The sequence below is a fragment of the Delftia sp. ASV31 genome, assembly GCF_016428765.1.
Lineage (GTDB): Bacteria > Pseudomonadota > Gammaproteobacteria > Burkholderiales > Burkholderiaceae_C > Comamonas > Comamonas acidovorans.
In genome coordinates this window covers 24290-43010 of sequence record NZ_JAELTK010000009.1, presented here as the reverse complement: position 1 = coordinate 43010, position 18721 = coordinate 24290, and the positions used below count along the sequence as shown (strand labels likewise).

Here is an 18721-nt window from a genome sequence, read left to right as displayed (position 1 = left end):
ATCGACAACCACAACGAGGGGAGAAACATGCCTGACATCAAGGACAGCGTAGGCGAGGGCGGCAGCAACCAGGTGCATGACGTGGCCCTGCTGCAGGCCATGCTGCGCGTGGTCAAGGACGCCAAGAACGCGCCGTATCTGGGCGTGGACTACGACGGCAGCTACGGCGCGCAGACGCGCGCCGCGCTGGAGCGTTTCCAGAACGACCACAAGCTGGCCGCCGCCAAGGCCGCACCGGGCCAGCCGCAGGCCGGGGGTGCCAAGGAGGCGCTGGGCCTGGCGGCAGCCGGAGGGGCCACGGTGGCCAAGCTCAGCGGCATGCTGCCGGCCTCGCACCAGGGCATGCGCGCCGCGCAGAACTCCAAGACGGTGTACCTGGAGGCCAAGGCCCAGGACGTGGCCACCAGCAAGGCCGCCATTGCCAACGATGCGGAGTACGAGCCCACCTTCCGCGCCAAGCTGGCCAGCCTGGTGCAACAGATGTATGACACGCACAAGATCGCGCTGTGGATCACGCCCACGGGGCGCCGGCGCACCTTTGCCCAGCAGGCCGCCGAGACCCAGACCAAGGCCGGCCCGGGCGAGAGCAACCACAACTTCGGCCGCGCGGCCGACATCGGCTTCAAGCGCTTCCAGTGGGTCAAGGGCGACGGCAGCATCGTCACCGACGCCGACTGGCTCAACCAGCTGGAGGCCGTCAAGTCCGCCGATGCATCGCGCTGGTGGAATGAGCGCGACAGCCTGGCGGCCAAGCAGGGCCTGCTGCCGCTGAAGTTCGAGCGCGTTCACCTGCAGGCTTTCGCACAGCAGGGGGTGAGCAACCAGCGCTCGCTGGCCAAGCTGCTCAACGCCGTGTCGCAGAACAACATGGGCTGGAAATCCGCCTACCAGGCAGACCTGCAGTCCCAGGGCAAGCATTGGGTGAACGTGGGGTCCGCCAAGTCCATCTGGGCCGGAACAGCCTCCGTGACCAAGGCCGATCTTGCCAAGGCCCGCACGGCGGCCACCGGCAAGCAGGTCAAGGAAGCGCAGATCACCCAGGACGAGGTGGACGCCATGCGCCGCATGCTCAAGGCCGATTTCGAGCAGGCCGACCTGAACTGGTCCAAGTGGGCGCCCGTGCCCTGAGCCTGGCCGGACGCCTGCCGTGCAGGCAGGCGTCACTCCCATCGCATCTTCCGGAGAGAGCATCTTGAGAATCGACCCTTCGACGGGCGAGGCCGCCCTGCGCGCGCCACTGTCCCTTTCGCTGCCCCTGCCTGTGTCCCTGTCCGCGTCGCTTTCAGCGTCCCTTTCCGCCATGGACGCTGACGCAGCGCCGGGCGGGCCGCCTGCCATCCGCGCCCCGCAGGACGTTCTTTCGGGCGTGCGCGTTGCCTCGCAGCTGCTGCAGGACTTTCGCCCCATCACCGAAAGCATCGAGTGGGAGCTGGGCCACCTGCACTGGGCGCAGGCCGGCCTGCTGACCTTTGCCGAGAACGAAGTGCCCTACGTGGTCAACAACAGCGGCCGCCTCTCGGAAGATGCGGCGGCCCTGCTGTTCCACCACTGCGCGGACACCGCGCCGCAAGGCGCCATTGCCGTGCTGGAATTGGGCGCCGGCTGCGGCCTGTTTGCGCGCATGTTCCTGCAGGCCTTCCGGCACCTGTGCCAGCAGGAAGGACGTGATTTCGACCAGCGGCTGGTCTACTACGTCACCGACGGCTCTCCCCGCACGGTCGCGCAATGGCAGGAGCGCGCCCTGTTTGCCGAGTTCGGCGGCCAGGTCGTGGCCGGCTGCTGCGACGCCATGCGGCCCGAGGCCGTGCAGCTGCCGGACGGCAGCACGGTGCCCCTGCCGCCGCTGCACGCCGTGTTCTGCAACTACGTGCTGGACGTGCTGCCTGCCACCGTCGTGCGGTGGCAGGGCGACGGGCCGGTGCAGGAATTGCGCATACGCACCCGCCTCACCGATGACGCCCAGCTCGTGCGCCAGTACACCGCGCTGTCGCCGGGCGAGATCCGTGCCCTGGTGGACCATGCGGATGCGGCCCAGCGTGCGCGCCTGCTGCCCCTGGTGGGCCTGTTCGAGCAGGAGGTGGGCTTCTTCGACTGCGACCAGGCATCGCTGTCGCCCTGGGTGGATGCCGCCTTGTCCGTCAGCGAGGCGGCACCGCGCCTGCTGGTCAACCACGGCGCCTTTGGCGCGCTGCAGACGCTGCAGCAGCGGCTGGCGCCCAAGGGGCTGGTGCTCATCAACGACTACGGCGCCTGCACGCCCGAGGCGGCGGCCCAATCGGGCGCCTCCCAGCGCTTTGGCCGCACCAGCGCCATCGGCCTGAACTTCCCGCTGCTGGCGCAATTGTTCGGGCGCGAGGGCTGGCAGGTGCTGGCGCCTTCGGGCGATGCGCAAAGGGCCATCCATGCGCGGCTGCTGATCGGCGAGGGATGCGAGCGCACGGCGGCAGCCTTTCTCAACCGCTTCAGCGCCGACGCGCAGCAGTTCTTCGAGGCCCCGGCCCAGGAGGCCCGCACGCACCTGGAGTCGGGCCGCCAGGACGCCGCCCTGGAAAGCTACCGCCAGGCCATTACCCGCAGCCCGCGCGACTGGCGGCTGCTGGGCGAGGTGGCCGAATTCGTGGGCCTGCAGCTGCGGGACTTTGCCGCCGGCATCGAGCTGGCGCGCAGCGCGCTGGACCTCAATCCCTGGCTCAGTACCTGGCTGTGGAATGTGCTGGGCGACTGCCTGTTCTGCCAGGAGCAGTTCGCGGCCGCGCATGACGCCTACCTGCAGGCCGAAGGCATAGACCCGCGCGATGCGCGCACCCAGCTCAACCTGGCCTACACCTGGCAACAGCGCGGCGACCCGGCGCGCGCGCTGGCCTGCATCGCCCAGGGCCTGGCGGGGGATGCGCATGGCGTGCACACGCAGCGCCTGATGGAAAAGCAGCAGCAGATCCTGGCGCAGATCGCTGCCCTGCGCGCCTCGGAGCAGCAGCGGCTGGCCCAGCGCGCGGCACGGCTGCAGGGCGGGGCATAGGCCTGCCGGCAGCCTGCAGAAGTTCAGCGGTTGCGGCCCGCCAGCCGCACGGCCAAGGCCGCCGCCGATGCCGCGCAGGCCAGGGCCACCACGCCGCTCCAGCCCCACTGCGCCAGGGCCAGGGCGCCCAGCGCCGAGCCCGAGGCCATGCCGATGAACACGCCCGTGAACAGCAGCGCATTGAGCCGGCTGCGTGCAGCGGGGTCCAGGCCATACACCAGGGTCTGGTGCGCCACCAGCGTGGCCTGGATGCCGAAGTCGAAACCGATGGCGCTGGCCACCAGCAGCGGCAGCTGTGCGCCGGCTGGCAGCCAGGGCGACAGTGCCAGCACGGCAAACGACGCCAGGGCCAGGCCCGCACCCAGGCAGGTCACGCGCTGCGGGCCGCTGCGGTCGGCCAGCCGGCCTGCCAGCGGCGCGGCCAGCGCACCGGCGGCGCCCGCCAGGCCCAGGGCGCCGGCTGCGGCGCTGCCCATGTGGAACTGCTGGTGCAGCATCACGGCCAGCGTGGACCAGAAGGCACTGAAGGCCACCGACAGCAGGCCCTGGGCCAGGGCCGCACGGCGCAGCGCGGGCTGGCCGCGCCACAGCTGCACCATGGAGCCCAGCAGCGCGCCATAGCCCAGTTGCGTGGTGGGCCTGAAACTGGGCAGCCCGCGCCACAGGGCCACCCCCAGCAGTGCCATGGCAGCGGCGGCCATCAGGTAGACGCTGCGCCAGCCGCCATGCTCGGCCAGCAGCCCGCTGACCACGCGCGACAGCAAAATGCCCAGCAGCAGCCCCGTCATCACCGTGCCCACCACCTTGCCACGCTGGTGCTCGGGCGCCAGCGTGGCGGCGGCCGGCACCACATCCTGCGCCAGGGTGGCAGCCAGGCCCACGGCCAGGCTGGCGGCCAGCAGCGGCGCCAGGCCCGGGGCCAGGCCGCTGGCCAACAGGGCCAGCATCAGCGCGGCGGTCTTGGCCAGGATGATGCGCCGGCGGTCCATGCGGTCGCCCAGAGGTGCCAGCAGCAAAATGCCCAGCGCATAGCCCAGCTGGGTCAGCGTGGGCACAAAGCCCACGGCGCGCTCGCCCGCACCCAGGTCGGGGCCGAGCACGCCCAGCATGGGCTGGCTGTAGTAGAGCGAGGCCACGCCCACGCCCGCCGTGGTCGCCATCAGCAGCACCAGCGACCGGGGCACGCCGGATGCCTTTTCGCTGGTGGCCGCCTGGTTATGCGTAGATTGAATGCAAGACATGTTGATCCGCCGATACGGCGTGTTTGAGAAACGATGGTCGTAGTGTGGTGCGATGCAGCAACCAACGGTAGTGGCTGCATTCGCAGAATCGATATACGCTTGGCGTATGACCATCGACGACCTCTCCCTGCCTTCGGGCGCAGACCGCATCGAACTGCTGCAGACCTTTGTGCGCATCGTCGAAAGCGGCAGCCTCTCGGCCGCCGCGCAGCAGATGTCCACCACCCAGCCCACGGTCAGCCGGCGCCTGCAGACGCTGGAGCGCGCGCTGGGCCTGCGCCTGCTGCGGCGCTCCACCCACGCCATGGCGCTGACCGACGACGGAGAGCGCTGCCTGGCCCATGCGCGCGAACTGCTCGATACATGGCGGGCGCTGGAGTCCGACCTGCGCGGCGCCCAGGACACGCCGCGCGGCCTGCTGCGCGTGGTCGCGCCCCACGCCTTCGGCCAGGACCAGCTCATGGCGCCGCTGCTGCAGTTCCTGGGCCGCCATCCGGCCGTCAAGGTCGAGTGGCTGCTGCATGACCGCCAGCCGGACTTCATTGCCGAGGGCATCGACTGCGCCGTGCAGGTGGGCGCCGTGGTCGATCCATCGGTGGTCGCGCTGCGCGTGGCCGAGGTGCCGCGCATTGCCGTGGCCGCGCCTGCCTTGCTGGGGCAGGGCAGCGTGCCCCAGCACCCGCGCGAGCTGCAGGGGCTGCCCTGGATTGCGCTGCGCACTTTCTACCAGCGCGAGCTGGAACTGCACCGCGTGGGCGATGAGCGGGTGTGCAAATCCTGGCGCCTGCAGTTCGAGCCCCGGCTCAGCACCGACAGCCTTTATGCGCTGCGCAACGCCGCCCTGGGCGGGCTGGGTGCGGCCCTGGCCTCGGCCTGGATCGTGCGCGACGATCTGGAGGCGGGCCGCCTGGTGCACCTGGCCCCGGACTGGCAGGCCGCGCCGCTGCCCGTGCACGTGGTGTATCCGCCGGCGCGCCACCAGCCGGCGCGGCTGCGTGCCTTCATCGCGGCCATGCGGGAGGTCATGCCGGGACTCACCGGAATGCGCGCGCCGCTGCCCTGAGCCGTTCGCCCGCCGCTGTTGCGGCGGCGCGTCACCGCCCGGTTTGCCAACGGTAAGCATGGCAACTGCATAGGATAATAAGAATCATTTGCGATCTTCTTCGCGATTGGCTTTTCCTCCATGCCGTCCCCCTCCACGCTACAACCGCCCGCCGAGCCCCTGCTGGCCCAGCTGGTGCAGCACTATGACGAACTGGTCGGTTTCCTGCGCCACCGCTTCGGCGATGAATGCCAGCCCCGCGAAATCGTCAACGAGCTGTGCCTGCGGTTGATGGAGCGGCCCGTTCCCCAGGGCATTGCCAACCCGCTGGCCTTTCTGCGGCATCTGGCGCGCGACCTGGCCATAGACCGCCACCGCGCCCAGGCGCGCCGGCCCGAAACGCCCTTCGATGGCGCCGAGCTGGAAGAGCGCCTTGCCCCCGCCGCAGCCATGCCGCTGTCCCCGCCCGAGCTGGCCGTGGCCGCCGCCCAGCGCCAGCGCGCGCTGCTGGTGGCGATAGAGCAACTGCCCCAGGCCAGCCGCGAGGCCTTCATCCTCACCAAGCTCTACGGCATGCCGCAGGAAGAGGCCGCACAGCGCATGGGCATCTCGCGCGGCATGGTGGCCCGCCATCTGGCGCGTGCGCTGCGCGATGTGCAGCCCGTGCTCATGGCCGACCATGCCGCCTGAGATCACGCGCAGCACAGGCGGCACGCGCAGCGCGCGCCAGGGTGCTTCTGCGCAGTCTTCGGGGCGCAGCGCCCATCTGCCCGTCGATGACGCCCTGGCCCCCTTTGCCGACATGCTGCGCCGGCACCTGCCCACGCCCGAGGAAATCGAGCAGGCCGCCGCCCAGCGCCAGAAGCTGCGCCAGCGCAGGGCGCTGCGCGCAGGCACGGCTGCGGCCCTGGCGGCGCTGGCGCTGCTGCTCTGGGCCGACCCCGCGCTGCAGCGCCAGACCCTGGCGACAGCCGTGGGCCAGCGCCAGAGCTGGCAACTGGCCGATGGCAGCGAGGTGCGGCTGAACACCGGCTCGCGCGTGCAAGTGGTGCTGCACCTGCGCTCGCGCCGCCTGGTGCTGGACCAGGGGGAGGCGTCCTTCGAGGTATCCCATGCCTTCTGGCACGGCTGGGTGCCCTGGCTGCAGCGGCCCTTCACCGTGCAGGCCGGCGGCGTGGTGGTGCAGGACATCGGCACCGTGTTCGGCGTGCACCGCCATGAGGATGGTGCCGACATCACCGTGCTGCAGGGCAGGGTGCGCGTGCATTCCATGGAGGGTGGCGGCGCACCCGTGGAGCTGTCCACCGGCCAGCAACTGCGCACGCGCGCCGGCCGGCCGCTGCCGCAGCTCGTGCCGGCAGAGGCGGGCGACGGCGCCGCTGCCCTGGCCGCCCTGGCCTGGCGGGAGGGCCGCCTGGTGCTGGACGGCACGCCGCTGTCCGAGGCCGTGGCGCAGATGCAGCGCTACCGCAGCGCACCCATCGTGCTGGCCGACCGGCATGCGGCGCAGCTGCGCATCTCGGGGCAGTTCGACCTGGACCATATCGACCAGCTGCTGGACCTGCTGCCCCGCCTTGCGCCCGTGCAGGTGCGGCATGAGAACGACGGCCGCGTGCTGATCTCCACGCGCCACAGGTAGGCGCAGGTAGACGCAGGTAGGCCGCCCGGCAGTTGTCCCTGCAGCCGCTGGCCTGATCCAGAAATTTTCCGTGGCCATGTGTACAAACCTGCGCGCTGCAGCGGCTTACAGGCAGACCGGCATCGCGCCCGGGCCCGAGCTGGCCCTGGAGGGGCATGCCGCCACCGCCGTACCCCGTATTCCGTATCCAACGCCTCAGGAGAGATGTCGCCATGAACCCTTCCCCTACCGTCACCGGCCTGCCGCGCCTTCGCATCGCGGCCATGGCCGCCGCACTGTGCATTGCCGGCCTGGCCCATGCCCAGCCCCTGGCCGTGGACCTGCCGGCCCAGCCGCTGGCCCAGTCGCTGAACGCGCTGGCGCGCCAAAGCGGCGCCCAGATCATCTTCCTCACCGATGTGGCCCAGGGCCTGCAGGCGCCCGCGCTGCGCGGCACGCTGGAAGTGCGCGAGGCCCTGCAGCGCCTGCTGGCCGGAAGCGGCCTGCAGGTGCGTGCGCAGGATGAGCGCACCTTCACCGTGGAGCGCAGCGGCGGCCCGGCTGCCAGCTCCGGCGCGGCGGGTGCCGTCATGGCAGAAGTGCGCGTGCTGGCCTCGCGCGCGGAGGACACGGCCTACTACGCCCCCTCGGCCGCCAGCGGCACCAAGACCGAGGCGCCGCTGCGCGACGTGCCCCAGACCATCAACGTGATCCCCCAGCAGGTCATGCGCGACCAGGCCGCCACCTCGCTGCAGGACACGCTGCGCAACGTGGCCGGCATCGGCCTGTCGCACGGCGACGGCCAGCGCGACCAGGTCAGCATCCGCGGCTTCACCAGCATCGGCGACCAGTTCGTGGATGGCTTTCGCGACGATGCGCTGTATTTCCGCGACCTCTCCAACATCGAGCGCGTGGAAGTCGTCAAGGGCCCGGCCGCCGTGCTCTATGGCCGGGGTTCCTCGGGCGGCCTGGTCAACCGCGTGACCAAGAAGCCGGGCGTCAATGTCTCCGACGTGGCCGTCAGCATTGGAAGCTGGGCCGACAAGCGTGCCGAATTCGATGTGGGCCGTGCGCCGGAAGGCAGCGACTGGTCCTGGCGCGTCACCGGCGCCGCCGAAGACGCCAACAGCTACCGCAGCCAGCAGTTCCTCAAGCGCGAGACCATCGCCCCCTCCGTCATGTGGAAGCCGGACGGCAATACCTCGCTGACGCTGCAGGCCGAGCTGCTGCGCGACAAGCGCGTCACCGACTTCGGCATTCCCGCCTACCGCGGCCGCCCCGTGGATGTGGCGCCCGGCACCTACTACGGCTCGGCCAATGCGCGCGATGCGGACACCTCCGAATCCACCGTGGGCTCCTTCACCGCCACCTTCAACCACCGCTTCTCGGACACGCTGCGCGTGCGCAACGCGCTGCGCTACTACCACTACGAGCTGGACCGCCAGAACACCTTGCCGGCCGGCACCACCAACGAGGCGGCCGGCACCGTGGCGCTGACCCGCTCGGGCGTGGACCGCAACGAGCACGGCATCTTCAACCAGACCGAACTGATCCAGAACTTGCGCACCGGCAGCGTGCAGCATGAAGTGCTCTACGGCCTGGAGCTGGGCCAGCAGAACAAGGATGCGCTGTCCTACAGCGGCGGCACCCTGGCCAATGTGAACCTCTGGAACCCCGTGTTGCCCGTGGCCCCGCTCAACGGCGGCGGCACCCTGAGCGGCAGCACGCTCAACCGCTACCTCACGCGGGCCCTGTACCTGCAGGACCAGGTCACGCTGTCGCCGCAGTGGAAGCTGCTGGTGGGCCTGCGCTATGACCGCTTCGGCCAGGAAACCGACAACCGCCTGGCCGGCCAGAGCGACTTCAGCCGCACGGACTCCACCTGGAGCCCGCGCGCCGGCCTGGTGTGGCAGCCCGATGCAGTGCAGTCCTATTACCTGTCGGTCAGCCGCTCCTACCAGCCTTCGGCCGAGATGTTTGCGCTGTCGGCCACCAATGCCGCCATCAAGCCGGAAAGCACCACCAACTATGAAGTGGGCGGCAAATGGGACCTGATGGACGGCAAGGCCATGGCGACGGCATCGCTGTTCCAGCTGGAACGCACCGACATCAAGACCACCAACCCGGCCCAGCCCACCCAACTGATCCCCATCGGCACGCAGCGCACGCGGGGCCTGGAGCTGTCGCTGTCCGGCGAACTGCGCCCCGGCACCCAGGCCACCTTCAGCTACGCCTACCTGGATGCCGTGGTCACCGAATCCACCACCGTGGACGCCGGCCAGCCCGTGCAGGGCAAGCGCGCCACCATCACGCCCAGGAGCTCCCTGTCTGCCTGGCTCACCCAGCGCCTGGGCGATGCCTGGACCGTGGGCGGCGGCCTCAACTACGTGGGCGACCGCTTTGCCAACCCCGGCAACACCGTCACGCTGCCCGCCTACACGGTGGTGGACGCCATGGCCCAGTACCGCATCGGCCGTGCCACCACGGTGCAGCTGAACCTGCGCAACCTGTTCGACCGCCGCTATATCGTCTCGGCCCACGGCACCAGCCCCAACCTGAACCTGCCCGGTGCGCCGCGCAATGTGATGGTGACGCTGCGGCACAGCTTCTGAGACCGCGCCGGCAGCGCCGGCCTCTGCAAAAGACAAAGGCCCACGCAAGTGGGCCTTTGTCCATCCGGGCGGTGCCGTTTACTCGGTCGCCTTCTTCAGCGATTCCTTGGCGTTGTCTGCCGACTGCTTGGAGCGCTTCTTGTGGTAGTCCGACTTGACGTTGTTCACGGCCTTGCCGACCGGCCCGCTGTCCTTGGCCTTGGCGTCGGCCTGCTTTTCCTTCACCTTGTGGTCGGCGGCGTCGGCGGCCTCGGAGGCGGCCTTGCCCACCTGGGCGTGGGCGGGCGACAGGCCTGCGGCGAAGGCAAGGGAAATGGCGGTGGCAAGCAGCAGTTTTTTCATGGAACAGGTGTCCTGTGATGAGATGGCTGCATGGTGCGCCAGTGCGCTGGTGCTGCCTTGTAGGAGCAGGGCTGTGCTGTGCGCGGGCACTGCGGCCCAAGCGCAGAAGGGCTTCCGACGGTAGCTTGCTTCGGTGTCCGACATGGGGCTGCCGGCCGAGCTTCTAGCCTTGCACCAACCCCCGCCACACCCAAAAAGGACACACCATGATCACAGCCGAACCCACCATGACCAACCTCTTCGATCAGCTGGGATTGGACTCCAGCCCGGAGGGCATCCGTCAGTTCATTCTTTCGCACCGCCTGGAGAAAAACACGCTGCTGGTGGACGCGCCGTTCTGGACCGACGCGCAACGCGCCCTGTTCTCGCAGCAGTGGCATGCCGATGCGACCTGGGCGCTGGTGGTGGACCAGCTCAGCGAAGCCTTGCATTCCGAGCCCGACCTGGACGCCGTGCCTGCCCCGGCGGCTTCCGAGCACGAGCAGGAAGCGCGTCCCTGATCCTGTGATGCAACCGCTTGCGATGAATCCGTGCTGCTTACAATTTTCGCGGCGCATTCAACCCATTTGCCTACGGAGTCGCTCACATGCTGACCTCGAATGGTCTGGCGTCGGCCTCTCCAGGCTCCGACGCTCTCTTGCCCCTTGACCCGGGCCACGCCGTTCTGGATGCGTTTCCCGACGCCGTCTTTGTCGTCGGGCTCGACGGCCGTCTGGCCCACTGCAACCGCCAGGCCCGCAGCCTGCTGGACCACTCCGGAGATGCGCTGGAGGGCAGTGTCTTCGAAGAGCGTTTCGTGGCCCAGGCTGCGCGCTCAGGCTGGGCAAGCCGCCAATGGGAGCCTGCCCAGGCCGCACAGCCTAGGCAGGCCAGCTGCTGGCCGCTGCTGACCTGTTCAGGGCGCGAGAGGCCCGTGGCTTCGAGCACAGCGCGCATACGGCTGCCGGACGGCAGCCCGGCGTTGCTGCTGTGCGTGCGCGAGGCCGATGCGCACTCGCCTGCAACGCCGCTGTCCGCGCCGCCGTCCGAGCCGCCGCCCCTGTCCAGCCCGCTTTCCAGCGCCGAGCGCAGCTTTGCCTTGCTGGTGCAAAGCGTGACCGACTATGCGATCTACATGCTCGACCCCGAAGGCCGCATCGTGAGCTGGAACCTGGGCGCCAAGCGCATCAAGGGATATGAGGAGGAGGAGGTCCTCAACACCCATTTCTCGCGCTTTTACACGCCCGAAGACCAGCAGGCCGGGCTGCCCCAGGCGGGGCTGCGCACGGCGGTCAGCACGGGCCGCATGGAGGCCGAAGGCCTGCGCGTGCGCAAGGATGGCTCGCGCTTTTGGGCCTCGGTGGTCATCGATGCCATCTACGATGAGGGCCGGCTGCTCGGCTTTGCCAAGGTCACCCGCGATGTGACCGAGCGCAAGGCCGCCGAATCCCAGCTGCGCCAGGCCTTGAAGATGGAGGCCATCGGCCGCTTCACGGGCGGCGTGGCCCATGACTTCAACAACCTGCTGATGGCCGTGCTCAGCAGCCTTGAGCTGCTGCGCAAGCGCATGCCGCCCGACGAGCGGCTGCGCGCGCTGGTGGAGACCGCCACGCGCGGCGCCCAGCGTGGCGCCTCGCTGACCCAGCGCATGATGGCCTTTGCGCGGCAGCAGGAATTGAAGACGCAGGCGGTGGATGTGGCGGTGCTGCTGTCGGGCCTGCAAGGCCTGCTGCAGCAGGCGGCCGGCCCGCATATCTTTCTCAAGATGGCCCTTGCCGCCAACCTGCCGCGCATCCTCACCGACCCCAGCCAGTTCGAGAGCAGCATGCTCAACCTCGTTGCCAACTCGCGCGACGCCATGCCGGGCGGCGGCGTCATCAAGATCGCGGCGGCCGTGGAAACGACGCTGCCGCGCCAGCTTGCAGGCCTTGCCGCAGGCTCGTATGTCTGCGTGCGCGTGGAGGACACCGGCGAGGGCATGGACGAGCAGACGCTGTCCCGCGTGGTCGAGCCCTTCTTCACCACCAAGGGCGTGGGCAAGGGCACCGGCCTGGGCCTGGCCATGGTGGACGGGCTGGTGGCCCAATCCGGCGGCAAGCTCGTGCTGCACAGCACACCGGGCAACGGCACCACGGTGGAGATGTGGATGCCCATCTCCAAGGACGAGAGCACGGCCTGCCACCTGGGCGCCCAGCGCACGCAGGACGTGGGACCCATGGACGTGCTGCTGGTGGACGACGACCCGCTGGTGCTGGCCAACGCCTCGGCCCTGCTGGAGGACCTGGGCCACCGTGTCACGGCCCTCGGCGCCGGGCAGGAGGCCATCGACCTGCTGGCGCGCCAGGCACGCTTTGACGTGGTCATCTCCGACTACGCCATGCCCGGTATGAACGGCGTCGAGCTGGCCGAACACATTGCGCAGCGGTATCCAGGCTTGAATTTCATCCTGGCCAGCGGCTTTGCAGACATCCCGGCGCTGCCGCCTGGAATGACGCGGCTGGCCAAGCCTTATTCGCAGGAGGATCTGAGCCAGTTGCTGCATCAGTTGATGAGGGCGTGAGCTCCCATGGAGATGGCCTGCGAAGCGTTTTCGCAAGCCATCACATCAAGATGGCAGGGTGGAAACAATGGCGCGATTGGCCTGCAGGTGGGCTTCAATCGACGCCAGTTGCGCGTCGTAATCACTGATGACCTGCTGCGCGGAAGTACTCCGCGGCATCCTTGTTTTTAGAAAAACAAGAACGGGTATGACGATCAAGGAAAGCATCCACGCCAACGTGAGCGCAGTGTTGAGGGCAGTCATCTTGATCTGGTTTATCGCCGTAGGACCCGCAAGAAGCAGGACGAGGAAGCTGATGCCGGCCAGCTTCAACCTTCGGCCGCGTGCGTGCGCACGCTTCTTTTGATGGGCTTCCAACGCTTGTGCACGCAGCGCAAGAATCTGCTGCTTTTCTTGCGTCAGCCTTGGAATGGCCAGTTCTGCCGCTGTGCGATCCGTGCCCCGTTGGATGGCGTGAAGGGAGTTTTCCACCTTTTTCAGTGAAATGATTCCGCCTTGACGTTCAAGAATTTGGGCGCTTCCGCAATGCGCGCAGATGAAGCGTTCCGTATCACTTCCAATCTCCAGTGGAGCGGAGCAATTGGCACAAGACAAGCTGTATATCGGCAAGCCACTCTCCCGTTTTTCTGGGGCAATCCAAAGCCAAAGCTGCCCATACATGCCAAGTCACCCGGCCGTATTCATTGCATCGCCCATGGGCAGCGAGCCGGGCAGTGTAGCGCTGAATGCGGCGGGTGTGACCAGGCTGCATGCGCAGCCGGACCTGCTTCAGTTGTCGCAGCCGTGGGGGAGGGCTCAGACACCTGCCTTCTTGAACAGCCGGCGCAATACCTGCATGGGCAGGAACCTGACCTTTCGCCGTTTCAGTTCCCGCCGGAACAGGCGCTCGCGTTCAATGAAGTTGATCTTGGGTTTCATCTTTTTTTGGGGCTGCAATGGACGAAACGCGCCAATCTACTGGTGAACGCCGCAGCTGCTGTAACACCGTGTCAGCGATGCTTCGGGATTGCCGGTTGCCGGTTGCCCGTTGCCGCTTGGCCCTATGGCCCGCGCCATTGGGCATGACGCACGCCAAGCTGCAGCTGCTGGATGCGGCGGTGGATGGTGGAGCGGCTGACGCCGAGCTGGCGCGCGGCCTCGGAGACGTTGCCCTGGCATTGGGCAAGCAGTTGCTCCAGCGCCTGTGCGGCGGGCTCGCTGGTGTTGCTGGCCAGGGCGGCGGTGCAGGGCGGGTTGCCGTGCAGCGCATCGGGCAGGTGGTCGGGCTCGATGCTGCCGTCGCCATCGTTCCCGCACAGGGCTGCGGCGTAGCGCAGCGCGTTGTGCAGCTCGCGCAGGTTGCCGGGCCAGGCGTGCGCGGCCAGCAGCGCGCGGGCCGCGTCGCCCAGGTGCAGATGGCTGCCCAGCGTGGCGAGCATCTGGTCGGCAATCGCCTGCAGGTCGCTGCGCTGGCGCAGGGCGGGCAGTTGCAGCTCGGCGGCATTGAGGCGGTAAAGCAGGTCTTCGCGGAAGCTGCCGCGCCGCACCAATTCGGCCAGCGGCCGGTGTGAGGCCGAGATGACGCGAACGGACACCGCCCGTGGCGCGCGGGCGCCCAGCGGGGTGATTTCGGATTCGGACAGGACACGCAGCAGCTTGGCTTGCAGGGCCAGTGGCATATCGCCGATCTCGTCGAGGAACAGCGTGCCTTCGTGCGCCGCGGCGATCAGGCCCTCGCGGCCCTTGCTGGCGCCGCCGGTCCAGGTGCCGGGCAGGTAGCCGAACAGCTCGCTTTCCAGCAGCGCCTCTGGAATGGCCGCGCAGTTGATGGCGACGAAGGCGCCGCTGCGGCCGCTGCTGGCATGCAGCGCGCGGGCCAGGTATTCCTTGCCTGCGCCGGTCTCCCCCTGCACCAGGATGGGCAGCGTTTGCGGCGCGAGCCGTGCGGCCTTGCGCAGCAGCGTCTGCAGCCTGGCATCCCCCGTGTCCAGCGCCTGCAGCGCTGCCGGCAGCGGGGGCTGCGCCGGCATGGCCTGCGCGCGCAGGCGGCGTGTCGGGCGCTGTGGCTCCATGGCATGGGCGAAGAGGATGCTGCCGTCGCGGGCGCGGATGATGCGCTCCTGCGCCGGGCGATGGCGGCGCAGCTCGGGAAGGTGGCGCAGGTCCACGTCGAAGAAGCGCTCCAGCGGCTGGCCGATGAGCTTGTGGCGCTGGCGCCAGTCCAGCTGCGCGGCGGCCACCAGCAGGCGGGCGCCTGCGTGGGTCATGGCGCGGATGCGGCCCCGTGCGTCCACGCTGATGGAGGCGTCGGGATCGACGTCGAGGAAATCGGGCGACTGCGCCAGGCGCACCACCCAGTCCTGGCCGGACTGGGCCATCAGGTTGGCCTGCTCCACGCGCCGCGCGGCGGCCACGACGAGGTTCAGCGCCAGGTTCTGGCTGGCCCGCTCGGCGGGCGAGCGCAGCAGCGACAGGTCCAGCACCGCCGCGAGTTCTCCGTGCATGTCGTAGATGGGCGCGGCCGTGCAGGACAGGCCGGTGTGGGTGAAGTCGAAATGGTCGCTCTGGTGCACGGTCAGCGCCTCGCCCGTTTCCAGGCAGGCGCCCACGGCCGAGGTGCCCGAGTGGTCCTCGCGCCATTGCGCGCCCAGGTACAGGCCCGCGCGGCGCAGGTCGCCAGCATCGGCCTCGTGCCCGAGGAAGTCCACGGCCACGCCGTGCCGGTCCGCCAGCAGCAGCACGTAGTCCAGGCCCTTGAGCTGCTGGTACAGCCGCTCCAGCGCATGGCGGGCGATGTGGATCAGCGGCTCGGATTCCTCGCGGTGCGCGCGCAGCTGGCCGTCGGTCACGATGTGGGCTTCGCTGGTATGCGCCGGGTCGAGCCGGTGGGAGTCGATGCAGCGGCGCCAGCTGCGCAGCACGGCGCGGTCGCGCTCTTGGCCGCGGTTGGAGTAGCCGAGGCCAAAGGCTTCGATTTCCTGGATGTGCGAGGCGTAGGACTGCATGGGCGTGGAGTCGATGCGGGCTTTGAACGTGCCGCAGACGATTCTGTGCCCTGTGCGGCGCAGCGCCAATCAAGACTTACCCACTGCCCCTGCTGCGCTGCAGCACGCCTGGTGCGACAGGTGTCGCAGGGCTGCCCCACCTGTCGCGGGCGGCAACGCCGGGCAGCGGGGTGCAAGGCTCAGGGTTTGTACCGGAGGCGCGCAGGCAACCCCTTGATTTGCCTGGCGCATCCTGCCGCCGGGCCTGCCTGGCATGGTGATTGCGTAAGAGCGCCTGCCCGAAGAAAAACCAGCGGGCATGACCGCATCAAGGAGACAACCATGACCGATACGACGCCCAACGCCCGCGCCAAGGCGCTGCTTGACCAACTCAACCATGCCCTGGGAGACCGCGACTTCGCGGCCGCCAGCCGCCTGTTCGCCGATGAATGCTATTGGCGCGACCTGGTGCTGCTGACCTGGAACATCAAGACCATGGAAGGGCGCAGCCAGATCGCCGACATGCTGGCTGCGCAGCTGGACGCCGCGGCGCCCGTGCGCTTTTCGCTGGACGAGCGCGAGACGGTGGAGGAGGCCGATGGCGTGGTGTCCGCCTGGATCGTGATCGACACGCGCCATGCGCGCGGCGGCGGCCATGTCCGCATCAGGGACGGGCGCATCTGGACGCTGCTGACGGCCGCCCAGGAGCTCAAGGGCCATGAGGAACCCATGGGCACGCGCCGCCCTATGGGGGCCGAGCACGGCATCCGGCGTGGCCGCCAGACCTGGCTGGAACGCCGCCAGCAGGAGGCCCAGGAGCTGGGCCGCGACAAGCAGCCTTTCGTGCTCGTCATCGGCGGCGGCCAGGGCGGCATTGCGCTGGGCGCGCGGCTGCGCCAGCTGGGGGTATCGCACATCGTCATCGACCGCCAGGCGCGCCCCGGCGACCAGTGGCGCAATCGCTATAAATCGCTGTGCCTGCACGACCCGGTCTGGTACGACCACCTGCCGTACATGCCTTTCCCGGACAACTGGCCCGTGTTCGCGCCCAAGGACAAGATCGGCGACTGGCTGGAGATGTACACCAAGGTGATGGAGGTCAACTACTGGCCCTCCACCGATTGCCTGAACGCCCGCTTCGATGAGGACAGGCAGGAATGGGAAGTGACCGTGGAGCGAAACGGCGAGACGCAGGTGCTGCGCCCCAGGCATGTGGTGTTCGCCACCGGCATGTCGGGCAAGGCGAATGTGCCCAAGATCAAGGGCCAGGACGTCTTCAAGGGCGAGCAGCAGCACTCGTCCCAGCACCATGGCCCGGATGCCTATGCGGGCAAGAAGGTGGTGGTGATCGGCGCCAACAATTCAGCGCACGACATCTGCGCGGCCCTTTGGGAGCACGGCGCCGATGTGACCATGGTGCAGCGCTCGTCCACGCACATCGTGCGCTCCGATTCGCTGATGGACATCGGCCTGGGCGACCTGTATTCGGAGCGCGCCGTGGCCAGCGGCGTGACGACCAGGAAGGCGGACCTGATCTTCGCCTCGCTGCCCTACCGCATCATGGCCGACTTCCAGGTGCCGGTGTACGACCGCATCCGCGAGCGCGACGCGGACTTCTACCGCAAACTGGAGGCGACCGGCTTCATGCTGGACTTCGGTGATGACGACTCGGGCCTTTTCATGAAGTACCTGCGCCGCGCCTCGGGCTACTACATCGATGTGGGGGCTTGCGATCTGGTGATCGACGGCAGCATCAAGCTGCAGGCGGGCAAGCAGATCAGCCACCTGTCGGAAAACGCGGTGGTGCTGGCCGATGGCACCGAGCTGCCGGCGGACCTGGTGGTCTACGCGACCGGCTATGGCTCCATGAACGGCTGGGTGGCCGACCTGATCAGCCAGGAGGTGGCAGACAAGGTGGGCAAGGTCTGGGGCCTGGGCTCGGACACCACCAAGGACCCGGGACCGTGGGAGGGCGAGCAGCGCAACATGTGGAAGCCCACGCAGCAAGAGGCGCTGTGGTTCCACGGCGGCAACCTGCACCAGTCGCGCCACTACTCGCTGTACCTGGCGCTGCAGCTCAAGGCGCGGCAGGAAGGCCTGCCAGTGCGTGTCTATGACCTGCAGCAAGTTCATCACCTGCGGTAAGGCCGAATAATCGCCATGGGGCGGCTGTGCCGCCCGCCAACCCAGCCTTGCAAAACAGAAAGTTCAATCATGAAAGCAGCACGTTTCTACGACCGGGGCGACATCCGCATCGAAGACATCCCCGAACCCGTGGTGGAGCCCGGCACCGTGGGCATCGAGGTGGCCTGGTGCGGCATCTGCGGCACGGATTTGCATGAGTTCATGGAAGGGCCGATCTTCATTCCGCCCTGCGGCCATCCGCACCCCATCTCGGGCGAGTCCGCACCCATCACCATGGGGCACGAGTTCTCCGGCGTGGTGTACGCCGTGGGCGCGGGCGTCGACGATATCAAGGTCGGCCAGCACGTCGTGGTGGAGCCCTACATCGTGGCCGACGACGTGCCCACGGGGCCGGGCGACCACTACCACCTGTCCAAGGACATGAATTTCATCGGCCTGGGCGGGCGCGGCGGCGGGCTGTCCGAGCGGATTGCGGTCAAGCGCCGCTGGGTGCACCCGATCTCCAGTGCCATTCCACTGGACCAGGCCGCGCTGATCGAGCCGCTGTCCGTGGGCCACCATGCCTACACCCGCAGCGGAGCGAAGGCGGGTGATGTGGCGCTGGTCGGCGGCGCAGGCCCCATCGGCCTGCTGCTGTCCGCCATCCTGAAGGCCAAGGGCCTGACGGTGGTCATCACCGAACTGAGCGCCAAGCGCAAGCAGAAGGCGCGTGAATCGGGCGTGGCCGATCACATCCTCGACCCTTCCGAAGTGGACGTGGTGGCCGAGGTGATGAAGCTCACCGGCGGCAAGGGCGTGGATGTGTCGTTCGAATGCTCCAGCGTGAACAAGGTGCTGGACACGCTGGTGGCCGTGACGAAGGCCACGGGCGTGGTGGTGATCGTGTCCATCTGGAGCCATCCGGCCACCATCAACGTGCACAGCGTGGTCATGAAGGAGCTGGACGTGCGCGGCACCATTGCCTACTGCAACGACCACCAGGAAACCATCAAGCTGGTCGAGGAGGGAAAGATCAACCTCGAGCCCTTCATCACCCAGCGCATCCAGCTCGATGACCTGGTGGCGCAGGGCTTCGACACGCTGATTCACAACAACGAATCGGCGGTGAAGATCATCGTGCAGCCACGGCTCAGGTAGCCCGGGCGGCAGGCCTGAATCGAACCCGCTGCCATCAGGAGCGGGTTCGCCTGATGCCTGCCG

Annotated in this window: 15 protein-coding genes; 10 read left to right on the top strand and 5 right to left on the bottom strand. The window is 68.4% G+C overall.

What is annotated here, in order from left to right:
* Positions 1-27: 27 nt before the first annotated feature.
* Positions 28-1128, top strand: coding sequence for a peptidoglycan-binding protein (locus tag JHD82_RS05305; protein ID WP_063326544.1), 1101 nt, complete (start codon positions 28-30; stop codon positions 1126-1128).
* A gap of 64 nt (positions 1129-1192) precedes the next feature.
* Positions 1193-3019: a tetratricopeptide repeat protein gene (locus tag JHD82_RS05300; protein ID WP_199135637.1), complete on the top strand. Its 1827-nt coding sequence runs from the start codon at positions 1193-1195 to the stop codon at positions 3017-3019.
* Between the two features lie 23 nt (positions 3020-3042).
* Here the strand turns inward: JHD82_RS05300 and JHD82_RS05295 are convergent, their stop codons facing one another.
* Positions 3043-4260, bottom strand: a complete 1218-nt coding sequence (locus tag JHD82_RS05295) for an MFS transporter (protein WP_199135636.1) — start codon at positions 4258-4260, stop codon at positions 3043-3045.
* Between the two features lie 106 nt (positions 4261-4366).
* Between JHD82_RS05295 and JHD82_RS05290 the strand changes: the two genes are divergently transcribed.
* The 4 genes from JHD82_RS05290 (at position 4367) to JHD82_RS05275 (ending at position 9532) form a co-directional block, all read left to right on the top strand.
* Positions 4367-5323: a LysR family transcriptional regulator gene (locus JHD82_RS05290; RefSeq protein ID WP_199135635.1), complete on the top strand. Its 957-nt coding sequence runs from the start codon at positions 4367-4369 to the stop codon at positions 5321-5323.
* A 120-nt stretch (positions 5324-5443) separates the two neighbouring features.
* The gene (locus JHD82_RS05285; protein ID WP_199135634.1) at positions 5444-5992 is read left to right on the top strand and encodes an RNA polymerase sigma factor; all 549 of its coding nucleotides are present in this window, start codon (positions 5444-5446) and stop codon (positions 5990-5992) included.
* On the top strand, positions 5982-6941 hold the full coding sequence (locus JHD82_RS05280) for a FecR family protein (protein ID WP_199135633.1): 960 nt from the start codon (positions 5982-5984) through the stop codon (positions 6939-6941). The genes JHD82_RS05285 and JHD82_RS05280 overlap by 11 nt, the downstream gene beginning before the upstream one ends.
* 212 nt (positions 6942-7153) lie before the next feature.
* The gene (locus JHD82_RS05275) at positions 7154-9532 is read left to right on the top strand and encodes a TonB-dependent siderophore receptor (RefSeq protein ID WP_199135632.1); all 2379 of its coding nucleotides are present in this window, start codon (positions 7154-7156) and stop codon (positions 9530-9532) included.
* A 78-nt stretch (positions 9533-9610) separates the two neighbouring features.
* Here the strand turns inward: JHD82_RS05275 and JHD82_RS05270 are convergent, their stop codons facing one another.
* Positions 9611-9874: a hypothetical protein gene (locus tag JHD82_RS05270; RefSeq protein ID WP_063327954.1), complete on the bottom strand. Its 264-nt coding sequence runs from the start codon at positions 9872-9874 to the stop codon at positions 9611-9613.
* 206 nt (positions 9875-10080) lie between these two features.
* Here JHD82_RS05270 and JHD82_RS05265 point away from each other — a divergent pair, with 206 nt between their 5' ends.
* Both JHD82_RS05265 and JHD82_RS05260 read left to right on the top strand, forming a co-directional pair.
* Positions 10081-10374, top strand: coding sequence for a DUF2789 domain-containing protein (locus JHD82_RS05265; RefSeq protein WP_012204803.1), 294 nt, complete (start codon positions 10081-10083; stop codon positions 10372-10374).
* An 86-nt stretch (positions 10375-10460) separates the two neighbouring features.
* The gene (locus tag JHD82_RS05260; protein WP_199135631.1) at positions 10461-12413 is read left to right on the top strand and encodes a PAS domain-containing sensor histidine kinase; all 1953 of its coding nucleotides are present in this window, start codon (positions 10461-10463) and stop codon (positions 12411-12413) included.
* Between the two features lie 45 nt (positions 12414-12458).
* Here JHD82_RS05260 and JHD82_RS05255 read toward each other — a convergent pair whose 3' ends face one another.
* The 3 genes from JHD82_RS05255 to JHD82_RS05250 form a co-directional block, all read right to left on the bottom strand.
* Complete coding sequence (locus JHD82_RS05255; protein ID WP_016452402.1) at positions 12459-13073, bottom strand: hypothetical protein; 615 nt, start codon at positions 13071-13073, stop codon at positions 12459-12461.
* Between the two features lie 135 nt (positions 13074-13208).
* Positions 13209-13331: a hypothetical protein gene (locus tag JHD82_RS30275; protein WP_269848129.1), complete on the bottom strand. Its 123-nt coding sequence runs from the start codon at positions 13329-13331 to the stop codon at positions 13209-13211.
* A 122-nt stretch (positions 13332-13453) separates the two neighbouring features.
* The gene (locus JHD82_RS05250) at positions 13454-15397 is read right to left on the bottom strand and encodes a sigma-54-dependent Fis family transcriptional regulator (RefSeq protein WP_199135630.1); all 1944 of its coding nucleotides are present in this window, start codon (positions 15395-15397) and stop codon (positions 13454-13456) included.
* Between the two features lie 321 nt (positions 15398-15718).
* Between JHD82_RS05250 and JHD82_RS05245 the strand changes: the two genes are divergently transcribed.
* Positions 15719-17521, top strand: a complete 1803-nt coding sequence (locus JHD82_RS05245) for an NAD(P)/FAD-dependent oxidoreductase (protein WP_096915907.1) — start codon at positions 15719-15721, stop codon at positions 17519-17521.
* Between the two features lie 69 nt (positions 17522-17590).
* Positions 17591-18658, top strand: coding sequence for a 2,3-butanediol dehydrogenase (locus tag JHD82_RS05240; protein ID WP_097202747.1), 1068 nt, complete (start codon positions 17591-17593; stop codon positions 18656-18658).
* Positions 18659-18721 lie beyond the last annotated feature (63 nt).

Coding starts and splice junctions, on each gene's coding strand:
- JHD82_RS05305 (WP_063326544.1), top strand. CDS start 28: ATGCCTGACATCAAGGACAGCGTAGGCGAGGGCGGCAGCAACCAGGTG.
- JHD82_RS05295 (WP_199135636.1), bottom strand. CDS start 4,260: ATGTCTTGCATTCAATCTACGCATAACCAGGCGGCCACCAGCGAAAAG.
- JHD82_RS05290 (WP_199135635.1), top strand. CDS start 4,367: ATGACCATCGACGACCTCTCCCTGCCTTCGGGCGCAGACCGCATCGAA.
- JHD82_RS05285 (WP_199135634.1), top strand. CDS start 5,444: ATGCCGTCCCCCTCCACGCTACAACCGCCCGCCGAGCCCCTGCTGGCC.
- JHD82_RS05280 (WP_199135633.1), top strand. CDS start 5,982: ATGCCGCCTGAGATCACGCGCAGCACAGGCGGCACGCGCAGCGCGCGC.
- JHD82_RS05275 (WP_199135632.1), top strand. CDS start 7,154: ATGAACCCTTCCCCTACCGTCACCGGCCTGCCGCGCCTTCGCATCGCG.
- JHD82_RS05270 (WP_063327954.1), bottom strand. CDS start 9,874: ATGAAAAAACTGCTGCTTGCCACCGCCATTTCCCTTGCCTTCGCCGCA.
- JHD82_RS05265 (WP_012204803.1), top strand. CDS start 10,081: ATGATCACAGCCGAACCCACCATGACCAACCTCTTCGATCAGCTGGGA.
- JHD82_RS05260 (WP_199135631.1), top strand. CDS start 10,461: ATGCTGACCTCGAATGGTCTGGCGTCGGCCTCTCCAGGCTCCGACGCT.
- JHD82_RS05255 (WP_016452402.1), bottom strand. CDS start 13,073: ATGTATGGGCAGCTTTGGCTTTGGATTGCCCCAGAAAAACGGGAGAGT.
- JHD82_RS30275 (WP_269848129.1), bottom strand. CDS start 13,331: ATGAAACCCAAGATCAACTTCATTGAACGCGAGCGCCTGTTCCGGCGG.
- JHD82_RS05250 (WP_199135630.1), bottom strand. CDS start 15,397: ATGCAGTCCTACGCCTCGCACATCCAGGAAATCGAAGCCTTTGGCCTC.
- JHD82_RS05245 (WP_096915907.1), top strand. CDS start 15,719: ATGACCGATACGACGCCCAACGCCCGCGCCAAGGCGCTGCTTGACCAA.
- JHD82_RS05240 (WP_097202747.1), top strand. CDS start 17,591: ATGAAAGCAGCACGTTTCTACGACCGGGGCGACATCCGCATCGAAGAC.